The organism is Leptospira bandrabouensis (assembly GCF_004770905.1).
Lineage (GTDB): Bacteria > Spirochaetota > Leptospiria > Leptospirales > Leptospiraceae > Leptospira_A > Leptospira_A bandrabouensis.
The window spans coordinates 618,216-643,198 of the sequence record NZ_RQHT01000012.1; the positions used below are offsets into that span (position 1 = coordinate 618,216).

Here is a 24,983-nt window from a genome sequence, read left to right on the forward strand (position 1 = left end):
AATGGAAGTTCTTTTTTTTGGAGGAAGTTTCAATCCCCCTCACATTGGACACCGACATGTGATAAAAACCATATCCCTGTTTTATCCAAACGCTCTTCTTTATATTTGCCCAAATTTTGTTTCTCCATTTAAAGAGGGAGGAAAAGAATTTAGTGCTTCTGAGATTTGGTTACTTTGTCTTTCGGAATTTGAATCATTTCTTTCAACCAATGTAATTCTTTGGGACGAGGAAATAAAAAAAACAAATATTAGTTATACGATTGATAGTTTAATGGCACTACGTTCCCTTCATCCAAATTCCGAACTTTCCCTTGTATTGGGAGAGGATAACTTAATTCATTTTGACAGGTGGAAATCTTATCAACAAATTTTAGACATTGTAAAAGAGATCATTGTGGTTAGGAGAGAAACAGCTGATCCCAAGGAAATCCCTATCCCCAATTTTGTTCCTAAGGCCAAGGTTCGTATCCTCTCCAATCCCATTTTGCCTGTGAGTAGTACAGAGATTCGAGAAATCAATTTTAAAAATTTAGCAATAGATTTTCTTATGCCAAAAACTAAAGAACTGATACGTCAGTTTTTGTTATCCAAAAGGGATTTGAGTTCCCCATGATACAAATTCCCGAGTTTCATGCCTCCATAGAAAATTGGATTTTATTTTTTAAAGAAGAAGTGCCAAAACACGTCACAGAAACTAGATACCACCATATACTACGAGTGGCAGATTATGCAGAAGATCTTGCCAAAATCCATGGATATCCCAATCCCAAAAAATCCTACCTAGCAGGACTTTGTCATGACATCACCAAACAGAAAAAACAGGAAATTCATTTGGGACTCTTTCGTGAGTTTTTTTTCGATGAAACAGGAATTCCGGTTCAGGCTCTCCATGCCTATTCTGCTCCTTTCTGGTTAAAAAAAGAATACGGTTTTTCTGATCCCGAAGTGGCAAAAGCAATCTCTTCCCATACATTAGGAAACGAGACACCAAGTCTTTTGGATAGGATTGTTTATGCTTCGGATTTTTTAGGTTCTGATTTTGCGTTTCGCAATCCAGAACTTTCTTTATGGGTTTCAAAAACCAAGGAAAACCTAAGTTACGGTGTTTTTATGAAAGCCTTTCAAACCATTTCCTTTCTTATGGAAAAAAAAGAAGTCATTCATCCTAATACGTTTCATATGTATAACCAATCCGCAATTCAAATTAAGGAAAACCAATTCGATGTTACGTGAAGAACCGAAAAAACAACCAATTCCTGCTAAAACTCTTCTTTTTGCCGCAGGTTCTTTCTTTTTAATAGCTCTTTTATTTTTAGTATTCCGCTCCAAGGGTGGATTTTCGTTAGATCAAAAATTTTCTCAAAGCAAACGCCTGCCTGTTCTTTTTTCCGTATTAGGTGATAAGGATGAATATCTTTTTTCCCTTTACGCGGAATTTTATCCGAATGAAAAGAAGGCTGCACTCTTTTTTGTAAACCCCAAAACCAGTTTTGATGATGGTGAAAAATCTTTAAAAGAAAAAGGAAGTTCGGCACCTTCTTATGTGGAATCTGTTTTAGAAGATACTTTAGATTCTAACATTCCATTTAAAATTGTTTGGACCAAAGAACAGTTTCAAAATTGGATTAATTTACTTGGTGGATTGAATCTATTTTTCGAACCAAAATCTCTTCACATCACAAAAAATTACGCAAGGAACAAACAAACTTACGTTCTTGATGGAGAAGATACATTTGATTGGATGAGTTCTCTTGCGGATGAATCAATGATCTCCTATATTCGTCGTTTGGAGATACAAGAAACAGTATTTTTGACAGTGCTCGAAGCCATTCATGAAAAAAAAGACTTACTCGGTAAACAAAGAGTAGCCTATCTCCATTCACAGATGTCGACAAACCTATCTCTAAAAGAATGGGAAACCTTGATTGAATTTCTAAAAAAAGAAAAAATTCATTTTGGAGTTTCTGAAGTTCCAGGTGAACCAATGGGTCGTCCAAAATACAAAGACGAAGTTTTAAAAGCCAATGAAGAAACGGTAAAAGTTGCCTTTCATAAATTTGCAAGCGAACTTCGTTCTCTTGCTTTTAGTGAGGGGGAACGAGCAAGGATCGAAGTACTCAATGGTACTCCCAAAAATGGACTTGCCAGATACGGCAAGGTGCTTCTGAATGATAAGGGTCTGAAAGTTCTCTCCGTTGACAATGCTTGGGATTCTAGTTTTAAATCCAGTATCATCTTAAACCGCTCCGGAAATACGCAGTACACCGATCTTATCTCAGATACCTTCCAAGGCCGAAGAGTTTACTTCGCTCTTAGAAAAGATTTGGGACTGGATGCGACTGTGATCCTCGGAGAAGATTTTCAAAATTCTAAGGACTAAAATGCCAAATATCAGTGCCGAAACATTAGATCATCTAAAGAAAATTAAACAGACGTTAATTGACAAAAAATGTGAAAATATACAGTTTTTGGATCTAAAAGATGTTCATAGTTATTTATCTATTTTTGTATTAGCAACAGTCAAAACGGAAACACAAGGTAGATCTTGTGCTAAAGATATTGATAAATACATGAAACCATTAAAACTCGCCGTCAAAAGACAAAACCTTGCCGATCTTCCGAAAGATGCGACAGGTTGGATACTTTTGGATTATGGTGAAATTTGTGTACATATCATGACAGACGAAATGCGAACTTATTATTCATTGGATCGTCTTTGGGGAGACGCCACTCCTATTCTTGTATAAGAGTGAGTGTTTCTTCCCAATTGTCTTTAGGTAATTCACAAGAAAAATTGCGACAAACATAATATAAAATACCAGAACCGGCACCTCTTCCACTTAAGAGTTCCAGTTCTTGTGATAATTCTTTTGCCCTAGATTCTTCTATGACTAACCAAACTAGGTTAGGATCTTTCAACATGGATAATTTGTTTTTTATTTTTTGGATTTCTTTAGGGTCTTTGTCTTTATATACGACAAGGACTTCTTTGGATGGATATTGGAATTTTTGGAATGCCGAAATCATCGATGGATAACTTAAAGAATTTTGAGTTAGTTCTGGGAGGAAGTAAGCAAAAATCAAATCCGCTTTTTTTTGTAGATCCCACTTTCTAAAACCCCAAGAATTTAAAAGATGAAATAAGTGTAAGATGGTAGAATTTCCAGAAGGTTCTACACCATCGTAACCTTCAATCGTACGCACAATCAAATCTTCATTGCCATGAAAGGATTCGTAAAATGGTCCAACCTTAGATTCAAAATTGGAAATTAAATATTCTAAAGATTTTTTTCCATTTTCAAAGGCAGTTCTATCTTCATCTAACTGAAAGAGTTTAAATGATACCCATATAAATTCCGTATAATCAGGAAGAGTCCCAAAATATTTTGCTTCACCTTCTCGAAACCTTCTTAAAATTGAGCCGTCTACTCCAACTAGTTCCTTAGTAATAAACAAATAAATCTTTTTGGCATCGTTTAGGTATTCTATATCGCCAGAAACTTCGTAAGCACTCAAAAGGGCTCTAATCCATAGGCAGTTCCATGAGGTTAAAATTTTGTCATCTCGTAAAGGACGTATCCTATTTATGCGCTCTATTAATAACTTTTCTTTCGCGTTCTCCAAACGGTTAGAAAATTCGGGAGTCCATTGGATTCCCTCCGCATAAGGATTTTTCCCCCGAAAGTAAACATTTAAAATGTTTTGGTGTTCAAAGTTGCCTTCTTCTGTGACATTCCAAAATCCTTGGATCTCTTCGTCCGAAACTAAATGATGAAACTCGGAATGACCCCAAAGGTAAAACTTCCCTTCCTCTCCTTCAGAATCTGCATCTTCTGCACTAGCAATCCCACCAGATTCTAAAGTCATATCCCTTCGAATGTAAGTGACAATCTCACGAATCACATTCAGAAAAAAAACTTCGCCGCTTGCTTTATACAATATAGAAAGAGCTTCCACAAAAAGAGAATTGTCATATAACATTTTTTCAAAATGCGGAACTAACCATTCATGGTCTGTCGCATAACGGCAGATTCCTCCCCCTACTTGGTCATAAATTCCACCAGACTTCATAGCATAGGCCGTGTTGAAAGCCATCTCAAGGGCGCGTGGTTCTTTTTTTAATAAATAGAATTCCGTAAGAAAAGAAAGTGCCATACTAGGAGGAAACTTATTCACAGAATTAGTTTTGAAGCCAAAATATTCTTTATCGTACACTTGGAGATAACGTTCAAAGTTTTTTTCGATGATTTCTTTGCCAGGCAACTTTCCTTCATTTGGTCTTGTTTCATTTTCTCGCAAATACTGTGTCAAATCCGATGCAGCTGTGATGAGTTCTTCTCTTTGATTTTTCCATGCCTCGGAAACTAACCGAAGAACCTCTTTAAAACTTCGTTTGCCGTAGCGATTTTCGGGAGGAAAATAAGTGCCACCAAGAATCGGTTCCTTAGTGGGAGTGAGAAACATATTGAGAGGCCAGCCGCCTTGAGTTCCCATTGCATGAAGGGCATCCATATAAATTTTATCTATGTCTGGACGTTCTTCTCTGTCTAACTTGATGCATACGAAATCACGATTTAAAACTTCCGCTGTGGAAACATCTTCAAAGGATTCTCGTTCCATCACATGGCACCAGTGGCAAGTGGAATATCCAATGGACAAAAGGATGATTTTATCTTCCTTTTGGGCTTTTTCGAAAGCTTCCGTCCCCCAAGGAAACCAATCTACGGGATTGTGTGCATGTTGTAACAGGTAAGGACTTTTTTCATGAACCAAACGATTCGGTTTTTTCGACATATTTGCCACAATACACTCCCAGAAACGATAGTTTCTCTACGTAGCTTTTTACATTTTAGGTTGATTGACAACATTGATTTTTTCATCTTGTCTGTGTAAGGGGTTTAAGAAGTTTCCATTGAATCATAATATTTTGACAACCCCAGGTTTTTTCATAAATCCTCGAAAGTTGACCAGTTGGTTAATATCTTTTAGTTTACTCAGTGTCCCAATTTTTGCGGATTCTGACTTTGAAGAGGATGTAAAACGGATGCAGCTTTCCCAATGGGAAAACGGTAATACAGTGCCAGAATTTCTGGAACAAGGGAAGGGTCCAAAAAAACTGCGACTCACCATTTCACAAGCCATTGAACAAGTAATTGAAAACAATACCATTGTCCAAAACGCAAAATTAGAAATTGTAAAAGCGGATAGTCCAGAATGGAAAAACGAATCCAAGTATACTTGGAAAGCATTGGCCAGTATCCAATCAGCCAAACAACTTTTTCCAGAAAACAGAAATAACATCTTTGCGGGAACCATTCGCTCCCAGGATAAAATCTCTGCAGGAATTGAGAAACAATTCAAAACAGGAACTTATTTTAAAACCGAAATCAGCACCATTCGGTATGACGTAAACGCATTTGAAAATCCCAATGCGCAAACAGCAGCCTTTGGAAGTTTACTGGCAGCACCTCCTATGTATACAGGAGCACTCTCAGTAACTCTTTCCCAAGAATTACTGAAATACGGGTTTGGTAAAAATGAAGAAGATAAAGAAAAACTTTTAAAAAACCAAACCTTACTGGTTAGGGAAAATTATATAAACATACTTACCCAACTGGTTGTAAAAATTCTAGTGGATTATTGGTCTCTCAGTATTGTTGATTCGCAAATTGCCACATACGAGAAGGTGTCAAAAAATACGGAAGAAATTCGCCGATTGACCCTTCGCAAAACAGGACTAGGACTTTCCGAAGGTTTTGAAGTCAACCAATGGAACCAGGCCTACCTCAAAACTCAGTCTTTATTAGAAAAAGCAAAAGTAGATCGTCTAGAAGCGGAAAGAAATCTAATCCGAATTTTAAATGTGGATACTAGTTCCTCGATTGAAGGGGTTACTGATTTAAGTGAAACTCTCCCAACTGGAATCGATCTTAAGGCTGACAAAGAATATGCTCTTTCTCGTCGAACAGACTATCTTATCTTAAAAAGACAGAGAGAGATTGCGAAACTCGCATTAAACACAGCTCTTGCTGAGGACGATCCGTCATTACTTGCTACCGTTACTTATGGTTCTTTAGGGCAAAATTTTCTTTCTCCACAAGAGAATTTTATAGCAAGACAAAGAGGTATCACTTCTCTAAACTACCCACAAATTTTAGCAGAATTAAAAATGTCTTACCCACTTTGGGATTTAGGAATTAAAGCGGGAATTCGCGATGCGGAAACCAATCTAAAACTAAACGAACTAAAAATCCAAAACCTAGAACAAGAAATTACGCAAGAAATAGACATTCGATATGAAGCATTGATTGCAAGCCATTCTTTACTTAAAGACTTAGTCAAAACAAGAAAAGAAACAGAAACTTTCTACAATGGACTGATGGAACGTTTTCGGCAAGGTCGTTATACGGCTGTTAACGTAAAAAACGCTCTTGATAGTTTGGCAAATGCTGAACTTGCGGTGACACAGGCAAAAATCAATTTTAATATCAATTTAGTCCGGTATGAGCTCGCAAAAAATTCTCTTTTTGAAAAGTATGGGCTCGATTTGTATTCTATTTTAGAAGAAGTTGAAAAAAGAGCCAAACAAGAAACTGATAAATTATGAAAGTTTATCCTTCTCATAGAAAAGAGGAGATGGTTAGGTACAGACGAACCTTTCACCAGTTTCCAGAACTTAAATACGAAGAGAAAGAAACTGCCGCTTTCGTGAAATCACATTTAGAATCCTTAGGATTCCAAGTGGAATCGGGAATCGCAGAGACAGGCCTTGTGGCATTATTTGATTCTGGAATTCCTGGAAAAACCATCCTTGTTCGAGCGGATATGGATGCTCTTCCTATCCACGAAGAAAATCATCACGAATATAAAAGTAAAAACCCCGGAAAAATGCACGCTTGTGGTCATGATGGACATACAAGCATTCTAATGGCTCTTTCTTCGGAACTGAAATCCTCTTTTTCAGAATTTGTCCCCAAAGGTAGAGTCCTTCTTTGTTTCCAACCTGCCGAAGAAGGTGGATCCGGGGCTGATAGAATGATTGCCTCTGGAATTCTTGACCGTTACAAAGTCGATTCTGTTTTTGCTCTCCATGTTTGGAACCATATTGATCTAGGGAAAGTGGGTGTTGTCAACGGTACAATGATGGCATCTGTAGACGAATTCAAAATCACTGTGAAAGGAACCTCTGGTCACGGTGCCATCCCGCAACATACAGTGGATCCCATTGTTGTGGGTTCCCATTTAGTGACAGCCTTACAAACCTTAGTTTCCAGAAATGTAGATCCTTTAGAGCCCTGTGTGGTGACCGTGGGATCTTTTCATTCCGGAAATGCTTTTAATGTCATCCCTGAAACTGCAACTTTGCACGGAACTGTTCGCACATATTCCAAATCGGTTTATGAAATGATTCCCAAACGTATGGAATCACTAGTGAACCAAATTGCCGCTGGGTTTGGAGCCAGAGTTGAATTTGAATACAGCCGAATTGACAAACCCACCATCAATGACCCTAAAATGGCGGATATCGTCAGAACTGCTGCCAAAAATGTTCTTGGTGAAAACTGTCTCACCGAAGAAAACACGAGAACCATGGGAGGAGAAGATTTTTCTGCCTTTCTAATGGAACGCCCCGGTTGTTATTTTTTTATTGGTTCGCGAAACGAAGCCAAGGGATTTATCCACTCCCACCATAGTTCATTTTTTGATTTTGATGAAGATGCCCTTCCGATTGGTCTTTCAGTTATGAAAGAAGTGATTAAAACCTATCTTTTAAATTCCTAACAAACAAAATAAATCTTGCCTGTTTTTGACCCAAGGTTATTAGTTAGACATCTAACCATTTTCTAGAGGATTTATATGATTTCATTTGAACAAGTTGACGGAATCGGTTTTATTCGATTGGGCATTAACGACAAGAACAGTTTTTCTAACGAATCGTTTTTGGAATTAAAAAAAGCGATCCAATCTGCCAAAGAATCCAATTCTAAAGCCATTGTTTTAAAAAGTGAATCTGCTGGAAGTTTTTCCTTGGGATTAGACTTAACTACGGTGAGTACAATGGATCTATCTAAAGATTTAGCTCCCTTCTTAGATTTGTTTTATGATAACTTAAAAAGTCTGTTTACCCTTCCTGTTCCCACTATTGCAGAGATTTCTGGACATGCACTTGGTTATGGAGCGATGCTTGCGCTTGTTTGTGATTACCGTTTTGCAACAGAAGACATTCGATTCGGGTTACCAGAGGTAAAAATTGGAATCCAAGTTCCTTCCTTTATTTATGCTCTTCTTGGCGAAGCTGTTGGATATGATGCGGCAAAACGCCATGTCCTTCTTGGAGATGCTTTTAAAGCAAAGGAGATGCCAAGTTTGTTTGAGGAAATTGCGGGAACAGAAGAAGAAGTAAAGAAAAAGTCGAAATCTCTCCAAACCAAATTAAAGAAAAATTCTTTGTCAGCAATGAAGGATACAAAATTAGGGATTTTGAATGTTCAGAAAAACATCTTAGCACTCATTGAAACAGACATCAAAGCAACCATCCAAAGTATCCAATCTAAGGATGCACAGGAAGGAATTTCTGCTTCGGTACAAGTAAGAAGACCAGTATTCACATCCTAAGATAGATAAAAAGAATCCTTTAATTTTCTTTTTTATTTCGAATGTGTTTGTAGATTTCTTCGAGGATAGGATATAAAATATCCTCGTTTTCTTTTGAAATTCCCCAAGTTTGTAACGAAAGAAGTTTGGCAGAGATGGTCACAATTTTCTTTCGTATTTTTTTCCCATCCTTTGACAAAAGAAGAGCCCACTCCCTTCCATCACTTGGCGATGGATTTCTTTCCACAAGTCCCTCTTTCACCAATCGATTGACAAGAACCGTACAAGTAGGTTTAGTTTTTTCGATGGTTTTGGCAATTTGCGTCATATTGATAGGAACTTTGCTTCGCAAAAGAAAGGTGAGTATTTCAAAATGGGAGGTAGTGAGACCGGGATAACCCAATTTTTCCATCTCAAATCGAACAATGTCTGCAATTTCCGAACTAATTCGATCAAAATACCGAACCGAACGAAATCGTTTGGGAAGTTCTCGACTCATGAAACGGCAACTAACTTAAATAAAACCATTAAGCTTTTAAAGCCTCAATTTCTGAAATTTCTTTGGGAATCGATTCCGTTAAGTTAACTGGATTTTTGCCGTGAATCAGAATATCATCTTCAATTCGAATTCCGATTCCTCTAAATTCTTTCGGTACCGAATCATCTGTAGGGTCAAAATAGAGTCCAGGTTCGACAGTCACCACCTGACCATCCTTAAGTGGTCTTGACTTTCCTTCTAAAAAATATCTTCCCACATCATGCACATCCATACCCAAATAATGGCCTGTTCTGTGCATATAAAATTTTCGGTAAGTTCCCTTCTCGATAATTTCTTCTAAACTGCCTTTTAAAAAACCCATTTCTCGTAGACAATCGCTGAGGAACCTAACGGTTTTTTCATGTACTTCATTGAAAGGAGTTCCTGCAATAGAATTACGAATCGCATTTTTTTGTGCATATAAAACAATTTCATAAATTGTTTTTTGCGCTTCCGTGAATTTTTTGCCTACTGGAAATACACGTGTGACATCCGCTGTATAATAATTCCATTCGGCACCCGAATCCACAAGAACCAATTCCCCTTCTTTTAAAATATCGTCATTACTCACATAATGAAGGATACAGGCATTTTTTCCAGAGGCCACAATATGTCCATAACCACCGCCAATCGATCCGTATTTTAAATATTCATGGTCGAGGAGTGCTTCCAATTCATATTCATACATTCCTGGTTTACTTTCTCGCATAATGCGCATATGGCCCAGTTTTGTGATTTCTGCGGCATTTTTTAAAAGTGAAATTTCTTCTTTGGATTTTGTGAGTCTTTCTTCGTGTAAAAAATTGGGGTGTTCGATGCGGTGCGGTCCAAATTTTCCTTCCCTTGCTCTCTCCGAAAGATTACGGCATTCAGTGATCAGTTCCCTATCACGATCAGGATTTTCACCGAAAAAATAATATAATGTATGATTTCCAATCAGGATGGCAGGTTTTTCTTTTTCCCAGTCACTTAAATCATAAGAAAAATCCAAACCTAACATGGATTTGATTTTTTCTTTCCCAAGACGAATTCCCGTCCAAATTTCTTTTTCTTTGTCTTTGGGTAAACAGAACATCCCTGAAATATCATGAGTGATGACAAGGATAGAGTCTTCTTCTGTAATTCCTGTTAGGTAATAAAAATCGGAATTTTGGCGAAACTTATACTCAACATCACGGTTTCTAATTTTATGGTTTGCCGCAAAAAGGATAAAGATTTCCCCTTTTTTTAACTTTTTCTGAATGTTTGTGATCCGACTGCGGTATAATTTAGAGTTATATTCTTTTGTTTTTTTATTTGGTAATTTCATACTTTAATGATTTCCTCAAGGGCTTCAAAAATTCGGACCGGGTTTTGGTCCATCATACAACGAAAATGTCCCTCTGGACAAATTCTACCGCCGTGAATTCCACAAGGCCTACAGTTTAGACCTTGTACTTCCATGATTTTATGTTTATCGGAAAGGCTTCCATATCCAAACGCAGGGATTGTCGCTCCATAAAGCATCACCGTCGGAGTATTGTAGGCAGAAGCAAAATGGATGGGACTGGAATCGTTGGAAATAATGGCCTTGGCATTTTGCATCCAAACCATTAATTCTTTTAAGTTAGTTTTTCCCACAAGGGAAACCAAACGGCTCCGTTCCCGAAGTTGCAAAGGTTCTGTTTTCATCAATCGAAAGATTGTATTTTCAATTTCTAAATCTGCTTTGCTTCCAATTAAAATGACTGTTTCTTTTCGTTTGCGAAGGATTTGGGTAATAACACTTACAAATTTTTCTTCCGGCATTCGTTTGGTTTCCCAAAGGGAAGAAGGTGCCACAAGAATGTATCCTTCTTCATTATTTAAAATTTCCTTTTTGGTTTTAGAAAAGGATTCTTCTTCTGGTTGGCCAGGAAATAAATACGGACGTCTTTCTCTTCCCGTAGGATAATCATATTCCTCAAACAAAAGAGAAAATAGTTTTTCTACTTCATGAGGTCCTTGTTTGGGTCTTTGGACTGTTTTTGTATGCAAAAAAGAAAAACCTGATTCTTTATATCCAATACGTATAGGAGCACCTGTAAGATAAGATAACAAACTCGAACGAAACGAAAAATGTGCCGAATACACTTTGTTAAATGATTCTTTCTTTAATAAACCAGCAAAATGTAAAAAGGCAAATGGATTTTTTTTGATCCGTTTTTTGTCGAGTGACCAAACTTTTGTTAAATCGGGGTTATTGTCTAATACAGACTCTGTGCCCGCATTCACGAGTACATGGATTTCCGCACCTGGGTGTTCCGTTTTGACCGCATGGAAAAACGAAGTGGATAGGATCAGGTCACCTAAAAAGGCAGTTTGGATGATCAGTATTTTTTCGGGCATCAGGCTCTTTCTAATATCGACACAAAGTTGTTTGTAGCAAGTCCACCTATACTTTGCGCTACTGCCAACCGCTTTTCCGGCCATTCCTCAAAGAAGCGGCAAAGTTCGACAATTTGTGCTAGGCCCGAAGCACCCACGGGATGCCCTCTTGATTTGAGTCCGCCGGAGGAATTGATAGGGATTTTTCCCTTAGGATGGGTAAGGCCAGCTTTTACCTGGAATAAGGCCTCTCCTCGTTTGAAAAAACCAGCATCTTCAGCCCCCACTAATTCAAAAGGTGTGAAGGCATCGTGTAATTCGGCAAAATCGATATCACTGGGACCAACACCAGCTTCGGTATAGGCTTTTTCAAAGGCAATACGATTGGCTAGAAAACTGGGATCGGCTGAGGTAAGAAATGGTGCTGTCCCATACCCCATTCCTTTCACAGAAATGCCACCTGGATCTTTGGAAAGAATGAGGGCTGCCGACCCATCAGAAAGTGGTGAGATATCATACAATCCCAAGGGACTGGATATCATGGTTTGGTTTTGGTATTCTTCCAGAGATAAATTCTTTTTGATATGGGCTTTTGGATTTTTAAGTCCATTATCATGTAATTTTTTTGAAATGGCAAAAAGGTCTTCTTCTTTGTATCCATAGTCATTTAAATACTTCCGAGTGATCATAGCTCCACCTTGGGCCATGGACATTCCAAGTGCTCTTTGCGAATCCGATAAAACAGAACCTAACAAAAGATTACTTTCTTCTCGGTTGAGTTGGTTCATCAGTTCCGTTGCCACAACAAGTCCATGATCAAACCTCCCACTTTGGATTAAATTCACTCCCAATTGAAAAGCTGATGCTCCCGAAGAGGAAGCAGTTTCCATCCTTACGGAATAAACATCACGGATTCCGAGTAACCCCGGGAGTTTGGCTGATAAATGGTATTCTTTATTATAAGAATCAGGCGAAAAACTAGCGTAGATGATGAATTGAATTTTGTGAGATTGAAACTCATGTACAGATTGTTTTGCGGTCGCAAAGGACAATTCAAGTTGAGATCCTTTGTGTTTTCCGAATACACTCAATGATGGATTGTGAATGTAAACTTTCTTCATTAGAATATAGTTTAGGCTTGCCTATTCTATGAAAACCAATTATCTTTCCATTTGAAGAGAGAAAATGAGGCTACCCATATGAAGGGAAAAAAAGAAGTAATCGACATTTTAGCGGAAGTTCTAGCGGCTGAACTCACAGCCATCAATCAGTATTTTATTCATGCAAAACTCTGTAAAAACTGGGGATATTTGGAACTTGCGGAATACCTCAGAAAAGAATCCATTGAAGAGATGAAACATGCAGACGAAATCATCGAAAGGATTCTCTTTTTCGATGGAATTCCCGACTTGCAAAAATATCTAAAAATCAATGTAGGCCAAACAGTGCCAGAAATGTTGGACCATGACTTACAACTAGAATACAATGCAGTTGAACGTCTCAACCGAGGAATCGATATCTGTGTAGCGGCAAAAGACAACGGAACTCGCGAACTTTTGGAAAAAATCTTAGTTTCTGAAGAAGAACATATCGATTGGATTGAAACACAAAAATCCATCATTGATTCTATCTCTCTTCCTAACTACTTGGCCCAAAAATTAGGAGATTCGGAATAAAACCTACTCACCCCACTTACCATGCCATTTGCGGAGAAGGTCTTTCTTCGCTTTTGGAATCCGAATTAAAATCACACTATCTCAAAATAAACAGTTCCAACCGAGGTGGAGTTTTTTTCTCAGGAAAAAAAGAAGATGTGATTCAGTTTGCCATTCATACCAAGTTTGCATCACGGATCAACTTGCAGCTGTTACATGAAAATGCAGAAACGTATGATGAGTTTTATGCCAAAGTCAGTGAACTTCCATGGGAAAAATACATTGGCCCAGATGTAAGTTTTCGAATTGATGCAGAAACCAAAGATAAATTAAAAAATTCTGAATTTACAATGCATCGAACCAAAGATGCAGTCCTCGATCGCCTGCGAAGTAAAAAAATCCCACTTCCGGAAATTGAAAAACGAATGGCGGATATCACCATCGTTGTGCGTTCCCATACAGACAAGTTTAGCATTGAACTTTCTCTTTCGGGAGATCCTGTGGGAAGACGTGGATATAGACTTTTTGCAGGGAATGCACCTGTGAGAGAACCCATCGCCCAAGCCATGCTCGAAGTATCAGGATGGAAAGAAGGAAACACTTTGGTTGATCCTATGTGTGGATCGGGAACCATCCTCATCGAAGCGGCACTTCGGGAACGTTTATATGGAGAAATCAATCGGTTTCTATTTGCCGAATCTCCCGTATTCCAAATTCTTTTTCCTACTTATGTATTTTCTGAAAGGAAAAAAGAAAAACCAAACACACCACACCTTTTTGGATTTGATATAGATCCAGAAGCGGTTCGTATCGCCAAAGAAAATGCGTATGAAGCAGGAGTGGAAGACTTTGTTTCCTTTGAAGTGGGAAACTGTTTGGAGTTAAAAAACAATTTCGGAAAGGAGGGACATGTAGTGACAAACCCTCCTTATGGGGATCGGATTGGAAAACCAATGGAAGATTTAAAAGAGATGTACTTTCAATTTGGAAAGGTCATCAAAAATGAATTTGGTGGATGGAAATTTACCGTCCTTTCGGGAGATTTTTCTCTTCTTGGAAAATTTGGACTCAAAGAAAATGCACATTTGAGTTTGAAACATGCAAACCTCAAAGCAAAAATTGTGGATTACGAAATTAGAGGGGGGAAATGAATTCCAAAGATGTACTCAGTCGAGTCTTTGAAATCACAAGAGATCCAAGAGATGGACTCCTGTTTTTAAAGGAATTCCAATCTCTTTCTCCTGAATCGTTTGCCATTCTTTATGCAGACACTGAAACTATTTTTGATAGTTCCGAAGCTTTATTTTCTGACCTTAAACTTCTCTACCAACTGGATCTTTTCCCCTTTGTGATTTTGGAAGTTGATAGTTTTCAATATTTGAAAGTTTTTTTCCCTCTGGAACAAACCAATATCGAGGGGGAAAAAAGCCTTGGTTTTTCCTACCAAGTGGTAGATCGGAACCTTCCACTCAAAGAAGAAGTCACAAGGATCATTGGTCAGAAAAAAATTCCCATTTTACTTTGGGAGGATGAATCTGAAAAACTTTCTGCACTCATTGATCGTTGTCGTTCCATCCTGCATTCCGCCAAGGTTATTTATGTTTCCATCGATGGACCTTTAAAAGACCCAAACACAAGTAAGGTGAAATCCATCCTCCAAAGAGATTCACATTTATCTCTCCCGGAAGGAATTACACTTTCCAGGTCCCAGGAGGAATTTTTCCAACTTTCCGGTGACCTATTGTCAAAAATCGAAGACCCAAAATTCAGTATTGTCCTTACTTCCCCCTTTACCCTACTGACTGAACTTTTCACAGTGAAAGGAAGTGGAACACTCGTTAAGCGAAAAAATAAAATCAGAGTTTGTCATTCCACGGAGGATGTGGATATGAAAAGAGTATTCCAACTCATTGAAGAATCTTTTGGTAAACCTTTAAAACCTGAATTTTACAATACTAAATTTGATGTATTATTTTTAGAAGAGTCCTACAGAGCCTGTGCCTGGATGCAAAAAACAGAACATGGATTTTTACTTTCTAAATTTGCAGTGAATGGAGTTGCAAGAGGAGCCGGTGTGGGTCGCGATATTTGGGACCAAATTTTAGAACATTGTAGACCACTTTTTTGGCGCAGTAAACCAGACAATAATATCAACAAATGGTATATGTCTATCGCACAAGGAATCGAAAAGGATGAAAGTTGGTATTATTATTGGTTGGGTCTTAACCAATCACTCATCCCTGCTACCATCCAAACCTTAAAGTCACAACCCGAAGATTTTTTTCCAAAATAAAACCATTCAGATGCAATCACAAAATGCAGTATTAGTTTACGATGGGAACTGTGGGTTTTGTACCCGCCTTGCTAAATCCATTCGAGAAAAAACAAATGACCAGATAACTATCGTTTCTTTTCATAAACTGACTGACATTGAGCTTCAGTCGATTCACAAACAACTAAGTAGAGATTTGTGTGCGGGAGAGGTCCAGCTCATTGAATCAGGGATACGTTTTCCAGGATTTTTTGCTGTCAGACAACTTAGTTGGAAAATGGATAAATACAAATACTTTAGTTTTTTATTGTACTTGCCCTTCGTTCCATTTTTGGGAATGGGAATTATGTATTTATTGAAACGTTATAGAATTAAACTTTCGTAAGGCGCTCTTTATCTAACCGGGAAAGTCCCTTGTAAAAATCTTCCCGTGCGACTAGAGCCAGTAAATTACCTTCGATCACTTGTTTTTTAGATTCCTCTGTTTTTGCTGTTTCTTCAATGAGTTCGAACATTCTTTGGCTATGGCCTTCATCCGCATCCAAATTCACTTGGAAAAATTTTCCTTCCGGCAATGCCATTGCGGTTTTTAGTTTTTTATATGCCTCGGAAATTTGTGAATATTCTAGTTTTAACAAGTATTCGTTTGCAGGTCCCAAAGCCCCCAGTCCATAAAAAAAACCTTTTTCTATGATAGATTCCATTTTATCTAAATAGGTTTTTGTTTCAGACAATAACTGATGATTTGCAAAATCAAAATTAAGTTTTGTTAAAAATTCAATTAAAATGGATACATGGGTGTCGGCAATATTACCTTCGCCGAGTTCTCCCCATATATTTTCTACAAGAACTATCTTTGCATTTTGGTCTCTCGTTTTTGCTGCTACTAATAAAAACCAATCCACAAATCCAATGGAAACAAAGTATTCTTGGCTTAACCATAAAATTAAGTCATCAAAACTCATGGAGACATTTCGTTCTAACAACCACTGCGACCGGAGTACAGGATGAGTTTCTACATCCTTTTTTAAAATTTCAACGATATTCATAGGTTTCTATCCTTTGCGTACTTGTAACGATGATGATGTTGGTATTCTAAAAAACCCAATTCCAAACATTGTTTTAGGAGTTCGGAGTAAGACTTTCCGTTTTTCTCCCATAGCAATGGTAAGGTGGAATAAACAGAGGAAAACCCTGGTGTGGCGTTCACTTCTAAAAAATATGGAAGATCTTTTTCCAATTTAAAGTCGATACGAATGTAACCAGAACTTCCCAGGAGATTGGCAATTTGTACTGCATAGTTTTCTAAGGTTTTGGATAACTCTTCAGGGACTAAAAAATCTAAGGATTCCACTAAATTTTCTTTGGATTTTACAAGATCACTATAAACAAATCCAGGATAATCTACAAAGGCAGGGTCTGTGGCCACATAACTTCCTTTATTTCCGATAACAGCAATCGTAAGCTCCCTTCCTGAAAGATAAGGTTCCACAAGGATTGATTTGTATGTTTCGACTAAAGTGGGTAAAACTTCTAACCAATCCTTAGAATTCAAAATCCGATTTTTTTCGCCAATTCCAAGACTTGATCCTTCTCCGTTTGGTTTGATAAACAAAGGAAAGTTCCCTGGTGGGGTTTGGTTTTTATCTTCCACAAGCCAAAAATCTTTTGTGGGAATTCCAAAGGATTTTAAAAAAAGTTTGGTTTTGTATTTATCTAAAGTGAGGGTTTGGACGGCAGCGGAACTTCCGGTATGTGGGATTGCCAAATATTCGCATAACGCTGGTATGTAGGCCTCTCTATTTGGAGAATGGTATCCTTCTACAAGATTCCAAACGATCCAATGACTTCTCTCTTCTATGGGAATGTTACAAAGAACGGAAGTGATCTCTGTCGGATTGGATAAAACAGCTACGTCATAACCCAATTCCAAGATGGTCATTTCCATTTTTTGGATAGTCTCATTTGATTCCCATTCCTGAGAAAGTTCGGGTTCATTTGGATCATACACATCACATGCAAGAATCACAGTGCCTTTCATAATCCCAGATTCTCCAAATCCACATCATTCAAAACAGGATAATAGGATTCTTTATTGGAATCTACCGGCTCAAAGGATAAATGGATTTTTTTTGTGACTGCGGATCGAAATACATGTTGGCGTGTTTTTGGAATGTACCCCAAATACCAGTTAGGTGCAATCGTAATTTTGCCACCACCTCCGGGAAGGTCATTTACAAATTGAGGAATTCCCATTCCACCAATTTTCCCCCTCATATATTCTACAATTTCTATTCCACGTGCAAGTGGAGTTCGAAATCCTCTGGAACCTGGGATGAGTTCTGGATCATACAGATAATAAGCACGGACACGCATCTCCAAAAGTTTTTTATGAAGAGATAACATTGTCTCTTCCTCATCATTGATTCCCTTTAAAAGAACGGATTGGTTGCCTACAGATACTCCTGCTTTTAATAAACGGAGGATTGCTTCTTTCGATTCTTTTGTACATTCTTTGGGATGGTTGAATTGGGTATTACAAAATATCGAAAGTTTGTCGTTATTATAAGTTTCTATGATTTTACACAATGACTCTGTTATGCGAAATGGCAAAGTGACTGGATTTCTTGTACCTAATCTACAGATTTTTACATGCGGGATGGAGTTTAATTCCGAAAGGATCCATTCAAGTTTTGAATCTGCTAAGTTTAGTGGATCTCCACCGCTAATGACAACATCTTCTATTTCAGGATGGTTTCGTATGTATTCAAATGCCTTTTCCAAATCCTCTTTTTCCATTCTTTCTTCATTGGAAGATACTTTTCGTCCCCGCATACAATGGCGGCAATAGACACTACATGAATGGTTAGAAAATAAAAGTACCCGATTGGGATACATATGAGTTAGCCCACGAACAGGACTTAGTCGTTCCTCATCCAAAGGATCGGCACTTTCTTCCGAAGAGAGAACCGCCTCTTCCGATCTGGGAACTATCATTTTTCGAATCGGGCAATTGGGATCGTCTGGACTAGACAAAGAAAGATAATATGGGGTGGTCGAAACATGTAAACGAATGGTTTCTTTAATTCCTATGATTTCAGATTCTGAGAGAACAAAATACCGAGAAAGGTCTTCTCCTTTTACACGATTCTGTAACTGCGAAGTATGATCCGTCCAATTTGTCCGAGAATACAAATCTTCGCGTGCCTTAAGAACATCTGATAAACTGCTTTGCACGAGCATAACTTCTAATTCCTTACTTGCCAAGAGACCGCCAAATTCTTTTCTGGTGGTAATGCAAGAAAACCGCCTGGGGGAAATCCGTATGGTCGCCTTCGATGTCGATGGGACCTTATTTTCCTCAGAATCCATAATCTTTAAGACCTATGTGCAGGCAATCGAAGAGTTTGCACAAAAGACGGGAAAAATCACGTCTTTACCCAGTCATGACCAGATTATGAATGAGATTGGAAAACCTGTTCGCACCATCTTTAAAAACCTTTTGCCGGAGCTTCCTGAACCCGAAAGAGATCAAATTTCAGGAAGGGTTCTAGACCTTCTCTGCGACTCCATCCGCAGCGGTGGTGGTGATTTTTATGCAGGTGTCGGTTCTACCATTCACTATCTGAAAGAAAAAGGTTATACCATCACTTGTGCCTCGAATGGAAGAAAACCGTATATTGAAACGGTTTTGGATACCGCAGGGGTAATACAATACTTTGAACCAATTGTTGTCATCAACCAAGAAACCATCCATACAAAGGGAGAAATCCTTGCAGAATATGTTCGCAAATACAATTTAGAACCTAGTGCCATTGCTATGATTGGAGATAGGCATAGCGATTGGGAGGCGGCAAGAGAAAACGGATGCCCTTTTGGATTCTGCACCTATGGCCATGGCCTTCCAGGAGAAATTCCCGATTTCGAATGGAAATTTGATGATTTAACCACTTTGAAAGATTTTTTTTAAATTCGAAATTCTCTACTGATCCGACATTGATACTGTGGCGGTACATCCCCAAATCCAAGAAGACAAATGGAAATCTTTACGCTATTTGATTGGCGGGATCTTTCTTGTGCTAGTACTCATCGAAAAGTCGATGGGCTTTGATCCAAAAGCCACGGGAAGTTTTCTCCCCAAACAAGGATTCCGCAATATTGGAAAATCTCAAGACAAGGCAAAATTTGCAGAACCATCCGACCCGTTTGCTAAAGATACTTGGGAAGACGATTTGAACTGGGAAGAAGAAGTCCTCACGCAAACTTTTCCCGAATCTGATTCGAAACAAAAACCTCGCACAAAACTAGTGGATGAAACCATTCCGGAAATCACCCTTCCCGAAGACAGGTTTCCTGGCGCCGGCAAACGCTTGCAAGCGGACGCCGGGTACTTACCCGTATATTTCCTAAAATTTTATGGAACAGGCAAAAACAGCCAATCCCAACTAGTCAAACTCACCCGTGAATTTCCTGGTGGCGACCCCATTCCCTTTTTATTCCAAGAACTAACCAAAGGACCTAGTCCAGAAGAAAAAGGAAAAGGGGTTCTTTCTGCTTTGTCTAAAAAAATTCGTATGGAACCTAATTACCGATTGGAAAACGGAATCCTCCATCTTTCCATTTCCGAGGACATAGGTTACGGAGGGAGTATGGAAATTTTAAAAGACAGACTCGATCAAATTGCATTCACCATGATTGGAAATTTTGGAATCAAAGGAGTGGTTTTATATTCTAACGGAGAAAGGATTCGAACTTTAGGAAGTGATGGTTTGACCATTCCAGAAGTTCTTGCCAAAACCCAAAGAAAAGTAATTATATTCTGATCCATGAAATGGTTTACAGATCTTAAAATTCCTATATCTTTAGTTCTGGTTTCATATGCGTAGGCATACATTTAAAAGATATTTCTTTGTTTTTCGTAAAATGTTTTTACGAACCTACCATCCTAGCTTCACCGCCACAAATATTTCCGATATAGGCTCCTCCCTACAGATTTTTAGTGTGATGACTGCCTTTACTTCGATCATCTCTCTTCTGTTTGTCGATTCCCTTGTGCGAACCAAGGAAGCCAGTTTCTGGATAGCTTTTTTTCGGATCTCATCTCTTGGCATTTGTTTCTTTGTATATCTATTTGGAAAAAAAAGAGTAAAATTATTCCAAAGGCATATCTATGGAATCACTAGTCTTGTTCTCATTGGATTAATTTTACTTTATATACCTATGATGGTGTATGATAAACCAAACCACGCCTATTATCTGTTTGGTTCTGCAATTGTGATTGCCAGTGCCTCGATTCTTCTTTGGATTGAGCCGTTTCGGATTTTACTTCTATCCACTCTTTACATTGCTGTATTCATTCCCTTACATTTAAACTTTTCACGTATCCAAGGTTTTGATCGTTTTGTTTTTTACCAAGACGTACTCATTGTTTCCTTTTTACTTGCCTTTGGATTTGTGGCAAACCTCCTCATCAACTACTGGCGGTTTGAAGAATACCGGGTAAAAGCAAGACTTAGGGTCACAGTCGGAAAACTACTTCGGATCAATCAAAAAATCGAAGACCTCTCGCGAGTGGATTCAATGACGGAACTATTTAACAGACGTCATTTGCTCGAGCAGTTTGATCTCTATAAAAAAAGATCCAACCGGGAAGGGTTTATCATTGGGCTTGTAATTTTGGATTTGGACCGACTCAAAGCAATCAATGACAAATATGGTCACAAACAAGGTGACCTTGCCATCCAAGCCTTTGCCAAAACAGTAAAATCCAGAACAAGAATTACAGACATTGCGGCCCGCATTGGGGGAGATGAATTCTGTTTATTAGTTTCTCCTATTGATAAGGAAGGTTTACAGGTATTAGCTGAGTCGATTCGTGAGAAATTGGAACGATTGCAAATTCCCATCCACAACCAACCAGGTGAATCTCTTACCTTAACAGTCTCCATCGGGGCTACACTCTTTCGACCGGAAGACGATCCTAGTTTTGACGAACTCTACCACAAAATTGACACTGCGCTCTATACCTCAAAAAATGAGGGAAGAAACCGAATCACTCTCTTCGAATCTTAAAAAAAAGATCGACAGGTTTTAAGAACTTCGTTATTATTGAAACTGAGACTGATTCTCAGTTTATGTCCAAAACGGATAAGGTGTAAAATTCCAAAGATGGGGAGCGTAAATCCCCCATCTTTTTTTTGACCTAATGGGTGCTTAACCACTTTTGAAATCTATTCCTTAGTCCACTCCCACTTGGTTGCAGTCGTATTCTTCTGCGTACAATAAGTTCCGTCGGATGGGTTGGAATCCCCCTTCTTTTAGAAACTTTCGTGCTTCCTTCTCTGTTTTTAATCCAAAAGACCGAAGCACATTTTCCTCTATGACTACTGAGGAAATATCATCAGCACCGGAATAAAGAGCCAGTTGCCCCACTCCTTTTCCAAGCACCATCACGGAAGTTTCGATATGTTTGATATTGTCTAAGAAAATCCGGCAGATCCCAAGCACTTTCAAATATTCGTGAGTGGGAACGGGTCTTACTTTGAAACGTTTGGTTTGGGGTTGAAATGTCCAAGGAATAAAAGACAAAAATCCGCCAGTGCGATCTTGCAGGTCACGAACCACACTTAAGTGTTCGATTACCTCTTCTTCTGTTTCTTCCGAACCAAAAACGACGTTAGCTGATCCGAGAAGTCCCACTTCGTGACAGGTTTCCATAGCTCTTACCCATTCGGATACGGTAGCCTTTTTAGGAGAAATGATTTGGCGCATCCTTTCTGTGAGAATTTCCGCCCCAGCCCCCGGAACCGAATCAAGACCCGCTTCTTTTAGAATGAGTAAAACTTCTTTGAGCGGTTTTCCTGTGATGGTTTCTAAATTGATCACTTCCACAGGAGAAAAAGCACGGATATGCATGTTAGGGTATTTTGCTTTTACCGTCCGAATCACATCTAAATAATAATCAAAAGGAAGATTGGGATACACCCCTCCTTGGAGGAACATTTGGTCTGCCCCTTCTTCCACTGCGTAATCCATTTTTTCTAGGATTTCTTCTTTGGAGAGTACATAACCCTTTCCATTCCCAATCTCGTCCATAAAGGAACAAAAATTGCACTCTACATTGCAATAGTTGGTATAATTCACCACTCGAAACATAGTATAACTGGCTTCTGTATGTGGTCTTACCTTCTCCCGAAGGAATCTTGCCACCATTTGGATTTTTAAAAAATCGCCAGTCTTGTAGAGAATGAGGGCCTCGTCCGGTGAGATACGTTTGCCTTCGACGGCATTCAAAAGGACGGCATCTGCGGGGTCATTGGGGTTTAGGGAAAAAGAGGCTAAATTCATGATCTCTACCTACTTGGACAGGAAATCTTCTGACAGATCCATGTAAAAACCGAATTTTCCTGGACATTCATTTTTCTATACAAATCCTAGGAAATACCAAACACCTTAAGGGCATAAACATAAATGGATATCGGAAGAATTCTCTTTCACATATTATTCACAGCATTTTTCGTCGTGGCAAACGTTGTCTTTGTCCGCGCCATCCTTTACAGGCTCGGACTGATCTTCAATGGACGTCCTGCTTTCTTCAATGAAGATGCGAAAAAGAACCTAAATATTGGATTTCGTCTTAAAAGTTTTTTAATAAACGTTGTCCTACAAAAGAAAAATTTCCGGGAACCTGTACGCGGGATCATGCACGCGTTTGTATTCTACGGATTTCTTGTGTATACCATCCATACAACAAGCCAAATGGTGGCTGGTGTGTTCGGATACGTAATGGACGATCCTTACAAATTTGCTCTTCCTGAATTTCTTTTGGGTGAATCGGCAAACCATATCTATGAACAAGCAGTAAACTATGTTTCGATTTTAGTATTAACTGGTCTCGGTTTCTTTGCTTGGAGACGTTGGATTAAAAAGGCCAAAGGTCTTGATGTTCACTCTCCTGCTTCTGCGATTGTAATCAGTATGATTGCCACTCTTATGGTGACCACCTTACTAGGAAATGGTGCAAAAACTGTTGGGGCAACTTATTTCTCTCATGCAGGTCTTATTGATGGAGCTATTGGTTCCGTTTGGGAATCGATTGGTGTTGCCAATTCCTCTGCGGACACTGTGTTTCAAATTATGTGGTGGGGCCATATCCTTACTGTGTTTGCTTTTATGTTGTATGTTCCAACATCAAAACACGCACATTTAATTTTTGCTCCGTTTAACTACTTCCTTGCGACAGACACTCCAAAAGGACAACTTTCTAAACTCAACTTAGATGATGAAAATGCAGTTTGGGGATCAAACCGCGTAGAAGACTTTCCTTGGCCAAACCTACTCGATGGTATGTCTTGTATTGAATGCGGACGTTGCCAAGTAGAATGCCCTGCCAATCGAACTGGAAAAGTTTTAAATCCAAAAGCTATCATTGTGGAACTCAAACACCAAATGTTAGAGAAAATGCCAGAAGTTGCTGCTGCTCGTGTTGGCAAAACTCCAGAAGAAGCAGCGGAAGCCGTAGCGGCACTGGAAACAGGTGTTATCAATTCCCACGAAGGCCTAAGTGAAGAAGCACTCTGGGGATGTACTACTTGTTATGCGTGCGTAGAAGCATGCCCTGTGGGAAACAACCAAGTAAATGCTATCATTGAAATGCGCCGTCACTTAGTTCTTGCGGAATCTAAAATGAGTCCAGAACTTCAAAAAGCATTCACAAACATGGAAAACAATTCTAATCCATGGGGTGTGGGCGCTCATACAAGAGCTGACTGGGCAGAAGGTTTAAATGTAAAAGTTCTTTCTGAAGCAGAAGACAAAAACGTAGACGTACTTTATTGGGTAGGTTGTGCGGGTGCTTTTGATGAAAGAAACAAAAAAATCTCTCGTGACTTTGTTAAAATCATGCAAAAAGCGGAAGTGAACTTTGGTATCCTTGGAACAGAAGAAGGATGTTCTGGAGACTCAGCTCGCCGTGGTGGTAATGAATACCTCTACCAAACTTTAGCGCAAACCAACGTAGACACCATCAACGGTTACGGGATTAAAAAAATCGTAACGGCTTGTCCACACTGTTACAACACCATCAAAAACGAATACCCTCAATTTGGTGGAAACTTCGAAGTCATCCACCACTCCGAGTACATCAATCAACTCTCCAAAGATGGTAAAATTGATGTGAAAGTGGCTGATGATGCTAAAACTGGAAAGTATACTTACCATGACTCTTGTTACATCGGTCGTTATAACAACAATTACGACAACCCTCGTGACGTTGTGAAAAAAGTATCTGGTGGAAAAATTGAAGAAGCGGTAGACCATCACTCCAAAGGACTTTGTTGTGGAGCGGGTGGAGCACAGTATTGGATGGAAGAACATGTGGATGAATCCAACCCAGAAAGTATGCGTGTGAATAGCAAACGTACGGGACAACTTCTTGATACAGGTGCTACTACCATTGCAACTGCTTGTCCATTCTGTATCACTATGATCACAGATGGTGTAAAAGCTGCTGAAAAAATTGATTCTGTAAAAGTGAAAGACATTGCAGAGTTAGTTGCAGAGAATATCGACTAACAAA

24 protein-coding genes are annotated in these 24,983 nt (G+C 38.8%); 15 read left to right on the forward strand and 9 right to left on the reverse strand.

Annotation, left to right across the window (positions count from 1 at the left end):
* The first annotated feature begins 1 nt into the window (after position 1).
* Genes EHR07_RS06615 through rsfS form a run of 4 tightly spaced genes read left to right on the forward strand, consistent with a single transcriptional unit; the run spans position 2 to position 2,747 of the window.
* On the forward strand, positions 2-613 hold the full coding sequence (locus tag EHR07_RS06615) for a nicotinate-nicotinamide nucleotide adenylyltransferase (RefSeq protein ID WP_135744335.1): 612 nt from the start codon (positions 2-4) through the stop codon (positions 611-613).
* Complete coding sequence (gene yqeK, locus EHR07_RS06620) at positions 610-1,233, forward strand: bis(5'-nucleosyl)-tetraphosphatase (symmetrical) YqeK (protein WP_135744336.1); 624 nt, start codon at positions 610-612, stop codon at positions 1,231-1,233. The genes EHR07_RS06615 and yqeK overlap by 4 nt, the downstream gene beginning before the upstream one ends.
* On the forward strand, positions 1,223-2,380 hold the full coding sequence (locus EHR07_RS06625; protein ID WP_135744337.1) for a LytR C-terminal domain-containing protein: 1,158 nt from the start codon (positions 1,223-1,225) through the stop codon (positions 2,378-2,380). Before yqeK ends, EHR07_RS06625 begins: the two co-directional genes overlap by 11 nt.
* 1 nt (position 2,381) lies before the next feature.
* The gene (gene rsfS, locus EHR07_RS06630) at positions 2,382-2,747 is read left to right on the forward strand and encodes a ribosome silencing factor (RefSeq protein WP_135744338.1); all 366 of its coding nucleotides are present in this window, start codon (positions 2,382-2,384) and stop codon (positions 2,745-2,747) included.
* Here the strand turns inward: rsfS and EHR07_RS06635 are convergent.
* A complete protein-coding gene (locus EHR07_RS06635) occupies positions 2,734-4,803 on the reverse strand; it encodes a thioredoxin domain-containing protein (protein WP_135744339.1) in 2,070 nt (689 codons plus the stop codon). The two genes, rsfS and EHR07_RS06635, sit on opposite strands and share 14 nt — an antisense overlap.
* Positions 4,804-5,044: 241 nt before the next feature.
* On the opposite strand from EHR07_RS06635, the gene EHR07_RS06640 reads away from it, so the two are divergent.
* The 3 genes from EHR07_RS06640 (at position 5,045) to EHR07_RS06650 (ending at position 8,616) form a co-directional block, all read left to right on the forward strand.
* Positions 5,045-6,607, forward strand: coding sequence for a TolC family protein (locus tag EHR07_RS06640; RefSeq protein ID WP_135744413.1), 1,563 nt, complete (start codon positions 5,045-5,047; stop codon positions 6,605-6,607).
* Entirely contained in the window at positions 6,604-7,782 is a 1,179-nt protein-coding gene (locus EHR07_RS06645; protein WP_135744340.1) for a M20 metallopeptidase family protein, read from the forward strand. The genes EHR07_RS06640 and EHR07_RS06645 overlap by 4 nt, the downstream gene beginning before the upstream one ends.
* A gap of 75 nt (positions 7,783-7,857) precedes the next feature.
* Complete coding sequence (locus tag EHR07_RS06650) at positions 7,858-8,616, forward strand: enoyl-CoA hydratase/isomerase family protein (RefSeq protein ID WP_135744341.1); 759 nt, start codon at positions 7,858-7,860, stop codon at positions 8,614-8,616.
* Between the two features lie 19 nt (positions 8,617-8,635).
* On the opposite strand, the gene EHR07_RS06655 is transcribed toward EHR07_RS06650, so the two are convergent.
* The 4 genes from EHR07_RS06655 to EHR07_RS06670 are packed head-to-tail and all read right to left on the reverse strand — an operon-like array spanning position 8,636 to position 12,600.
* Positions 8,636-9,094 (reverse strand): MarR family winged helix-turn-helix transcriptional regulator, encoded by a 459-nt coding sequence (locus tag EHR07_RS06655; protein ID WP_135744342.1) that lies wholly within the window; start codon positions 9,092-9,094, stop codon positions 8,636-8,638.
* Positions 9,095-9,122: 28 nt separating this feature from the next.
* The gene (locus EHR07_RS06660) at positions 9,123-10,442 is read right to left on the reverse strand and encodes an aminopeptidase P N-terminal domain-containing protein (protein ID WP_135744343.1); all 1,320 of its coding nucleotides are present in this window, start codon (positions 10,440-10,442) and stop codon (positions 9,123-9,125) included.
* A complete protein-coding gene (gene waaF / locus EHR07_RS06665) occupies positions 10,439-11,500 on the reverse strand; it encodes a lipopolysaccharide heptosyltransferase II (RefSeq protein WP_135744344.1) in 1,062 nt (353 codons plus the stop codon). The genes EHR07_RS06660 and waaF overlap by 4 nt, the downstream gene beginning before the upstream one ends.
* Positions 11,500-12,600, reverse strand: a complete 1,101-nt coding sequence (locus EHR07_RS06670; protein WP_135744345.1) for a thiolase family protein — start codon at positions 12,598-12,600, stop codon at positions 11,500-11,502. The genes waaF and EHR07_RS06670 overlap by 1 nt, the downstream gene beginning before the upstream one ends.
* 78 nt (positions 12,601-12,678) lie before the next feature.
* Between EHR07_RS06670 and bfr the strand changes: the two genes are divergently transcribed.
* The 4 genes from bfr to EHR07_RS06690 are packed head-to-tail and all read left to right on the forward strand — an operon-like array spanning position 12,679 to position 15,791.
* Entirely contained in the window at positions 12,679-13,155 is a 477-nt protein-coding gene (bfr, locus tag EHR07_RS06675; RefSeq protein ID WP_135569399.1) for a bacterioferritin, read from the forward strand.
* A gap of 26 nt (positions 13,156-13,181) precedes the next feature.
* Positions 13,182-14,285: a THUMP domain-containing class I SAM-dependent RNA methyltransferase gene (locus EHR07_RS06680; RefSeq protein ID WP_420871237.1), complete on the forward strand. Its 1,104-nt coding sequence runs from the start codon at positions 13,182-13,184 to the stop codon at positions 14,283-14,285.
* The gene (locus EHR07_RS06685) at positions 14,282-15,427 is read left to right on the forward strand and encodes an acetylglutamate kinase (RefSeq protein ID WP_135744347.1); all 1,146 of its coding nucleotides are present in this window, start codon (positions 14,282-14,284) and stop codon (positions 15,425-15,427) included. The genes EHR07_RS06680 and EHR07_RS06685 overlap by 4 nt, the downstream gene beginning before the upstream one ends.
* A gap of 10 nt (positions 15,428-15,437) precedes the next feature.
* Positions 15,438-15,791, forward strand: coding sequence for a DCC1-like thiol-disulfide oxidoreductase family protein (locus EHR07_RS06690; protein WP_135744348.1), 354 nt, complete (start codon positions 15,438-15,440; stop codon positions 15,789-15,791).
* On the opposite strand, the gene EHR07_RS06695 is transcribed toward EHR07_RS06690, so the two are convergent.
* From EHR07_RS06695 to EHR07_RS06705, 3 genes are read right to left on the reverse strand one after another with little or no spacing between them, the layout of a single operon-like run.
* Entirely contained in the window at positions 15,778-16,455 is a 678-nt protein-coding gene (locus EHR07_RS06695; protein ID WP_135744349.1) for an iron-containing redox enzyme family protein, read from the reverse strand. The genes EHR07_RS06690 and EHR07_RS06695 overlap by 14 nt on opposite strands.
* The gene (locus tag EHR07_RS06700) at positions 16,452-17,447 is read right to left on the reverse strand and encodes a D-alanine--D-alanine ligase family protein (protein ID WP_135744350.1); all 996 of its coding nucleotides are present in this window, start codon (positions 17,445-17,447) and stop codon (positions 16,452-16,454) included. Before EHR07_RS06700 ends, EHR07_RS06695 begins: the two co-directional genes overlap by 4 nt.
* Positions 17,444-18,649, reverse strand: coding sequence for a KamA family radical SAM protein (locus EHR07_RS06705; protein ID WP_135744351.1), 1,206 nt, complete (start codon positions 18,647-18,649; stop codon positions 17,444-17,446). Before EHR07_RS06705 ends, EHR07_RS06700 begins: the two co-directional genes overlap by 4 nt.
* Positions 18,650-18,731: 82 nt before the next feature.
* On the opposite strand from EHR07_RS06705, the gene EHR07_RS06710 reads away from it, so the two are divergent.
* From EHR07_RS06710 to EHR07_RS06720, 3 genes are all read left to right on the forward strand, one after another.
* Positions 18,732-19,376 carry an HAD family hydrolase gene (locus tag EHR07_RS06710; RefSeq protein ID WP_244288920.1) on the forward strand — a complete coding sequence of 215 codons (645 nt, stop codon included), beginning with the start codon at positions 18,732-18,734 and terminating at the stop codon, positions 19,374-19,376.
* A gap of 34 nt (positions 19,377-19,410) precedes the next feature.
* On the forward strand, positions 19,411-20,229 hold the full coding sequence (locus tag EHR07_RS06715; protein WP_135744353.1) for a GerMN domain-containing protein: 819 nt from the start codon (positions 19,411-19,413) through the stop codon (positions 20,227-20,229).
* 100 nt (positions 20,230-20,329) lie between these two features.
* On the forward strand, positions 20,330-21,478 hold the full coding sequence (locus tag EHR07_RS06720) for a GGDEF domain-containing protein (protein ID WP_238754567.1): 1,149 nt from the start codon (positions 20,330-20,332) through the stop codon (positions 21,476-21,478).
* 165 nt (positions 21,479-21,643) lie between these two features.
* Here EHR07_RS06720 and mqnC read toward each other — a convergent pair whose 3' ends face one another.
* The gene (mqnC, locus tag EHR07_RS06725) at positions 21,644-22,753 is read right to left on the reverse strand and encodes a cyclic dehypoxanthinyl futalosine synthase (protein ID WP_135744355.1); all 1,110 of its coding nucleotides are present in this window, start codon (positions 22,751-22,753) and stop codon (positions 21,644-21,646) included.
* Between the two features lie 123 nt (positions 22,754-22,876).
* Between mqnC and EHR07_RS06730 the strand changes: the two genes are divergently transcribed.
* A complete protein-coding gene (locus EHR07_RS06730) occupies positions 22,877-24,979 on the forward strand; it encodes a (Fe-S)-binding protein (protein WP_135744356.1) in 2,103 nt (700 codons plus the stop codon).
* Positions 24,980-24,983 lie beyond the last annotated feature (4 nt).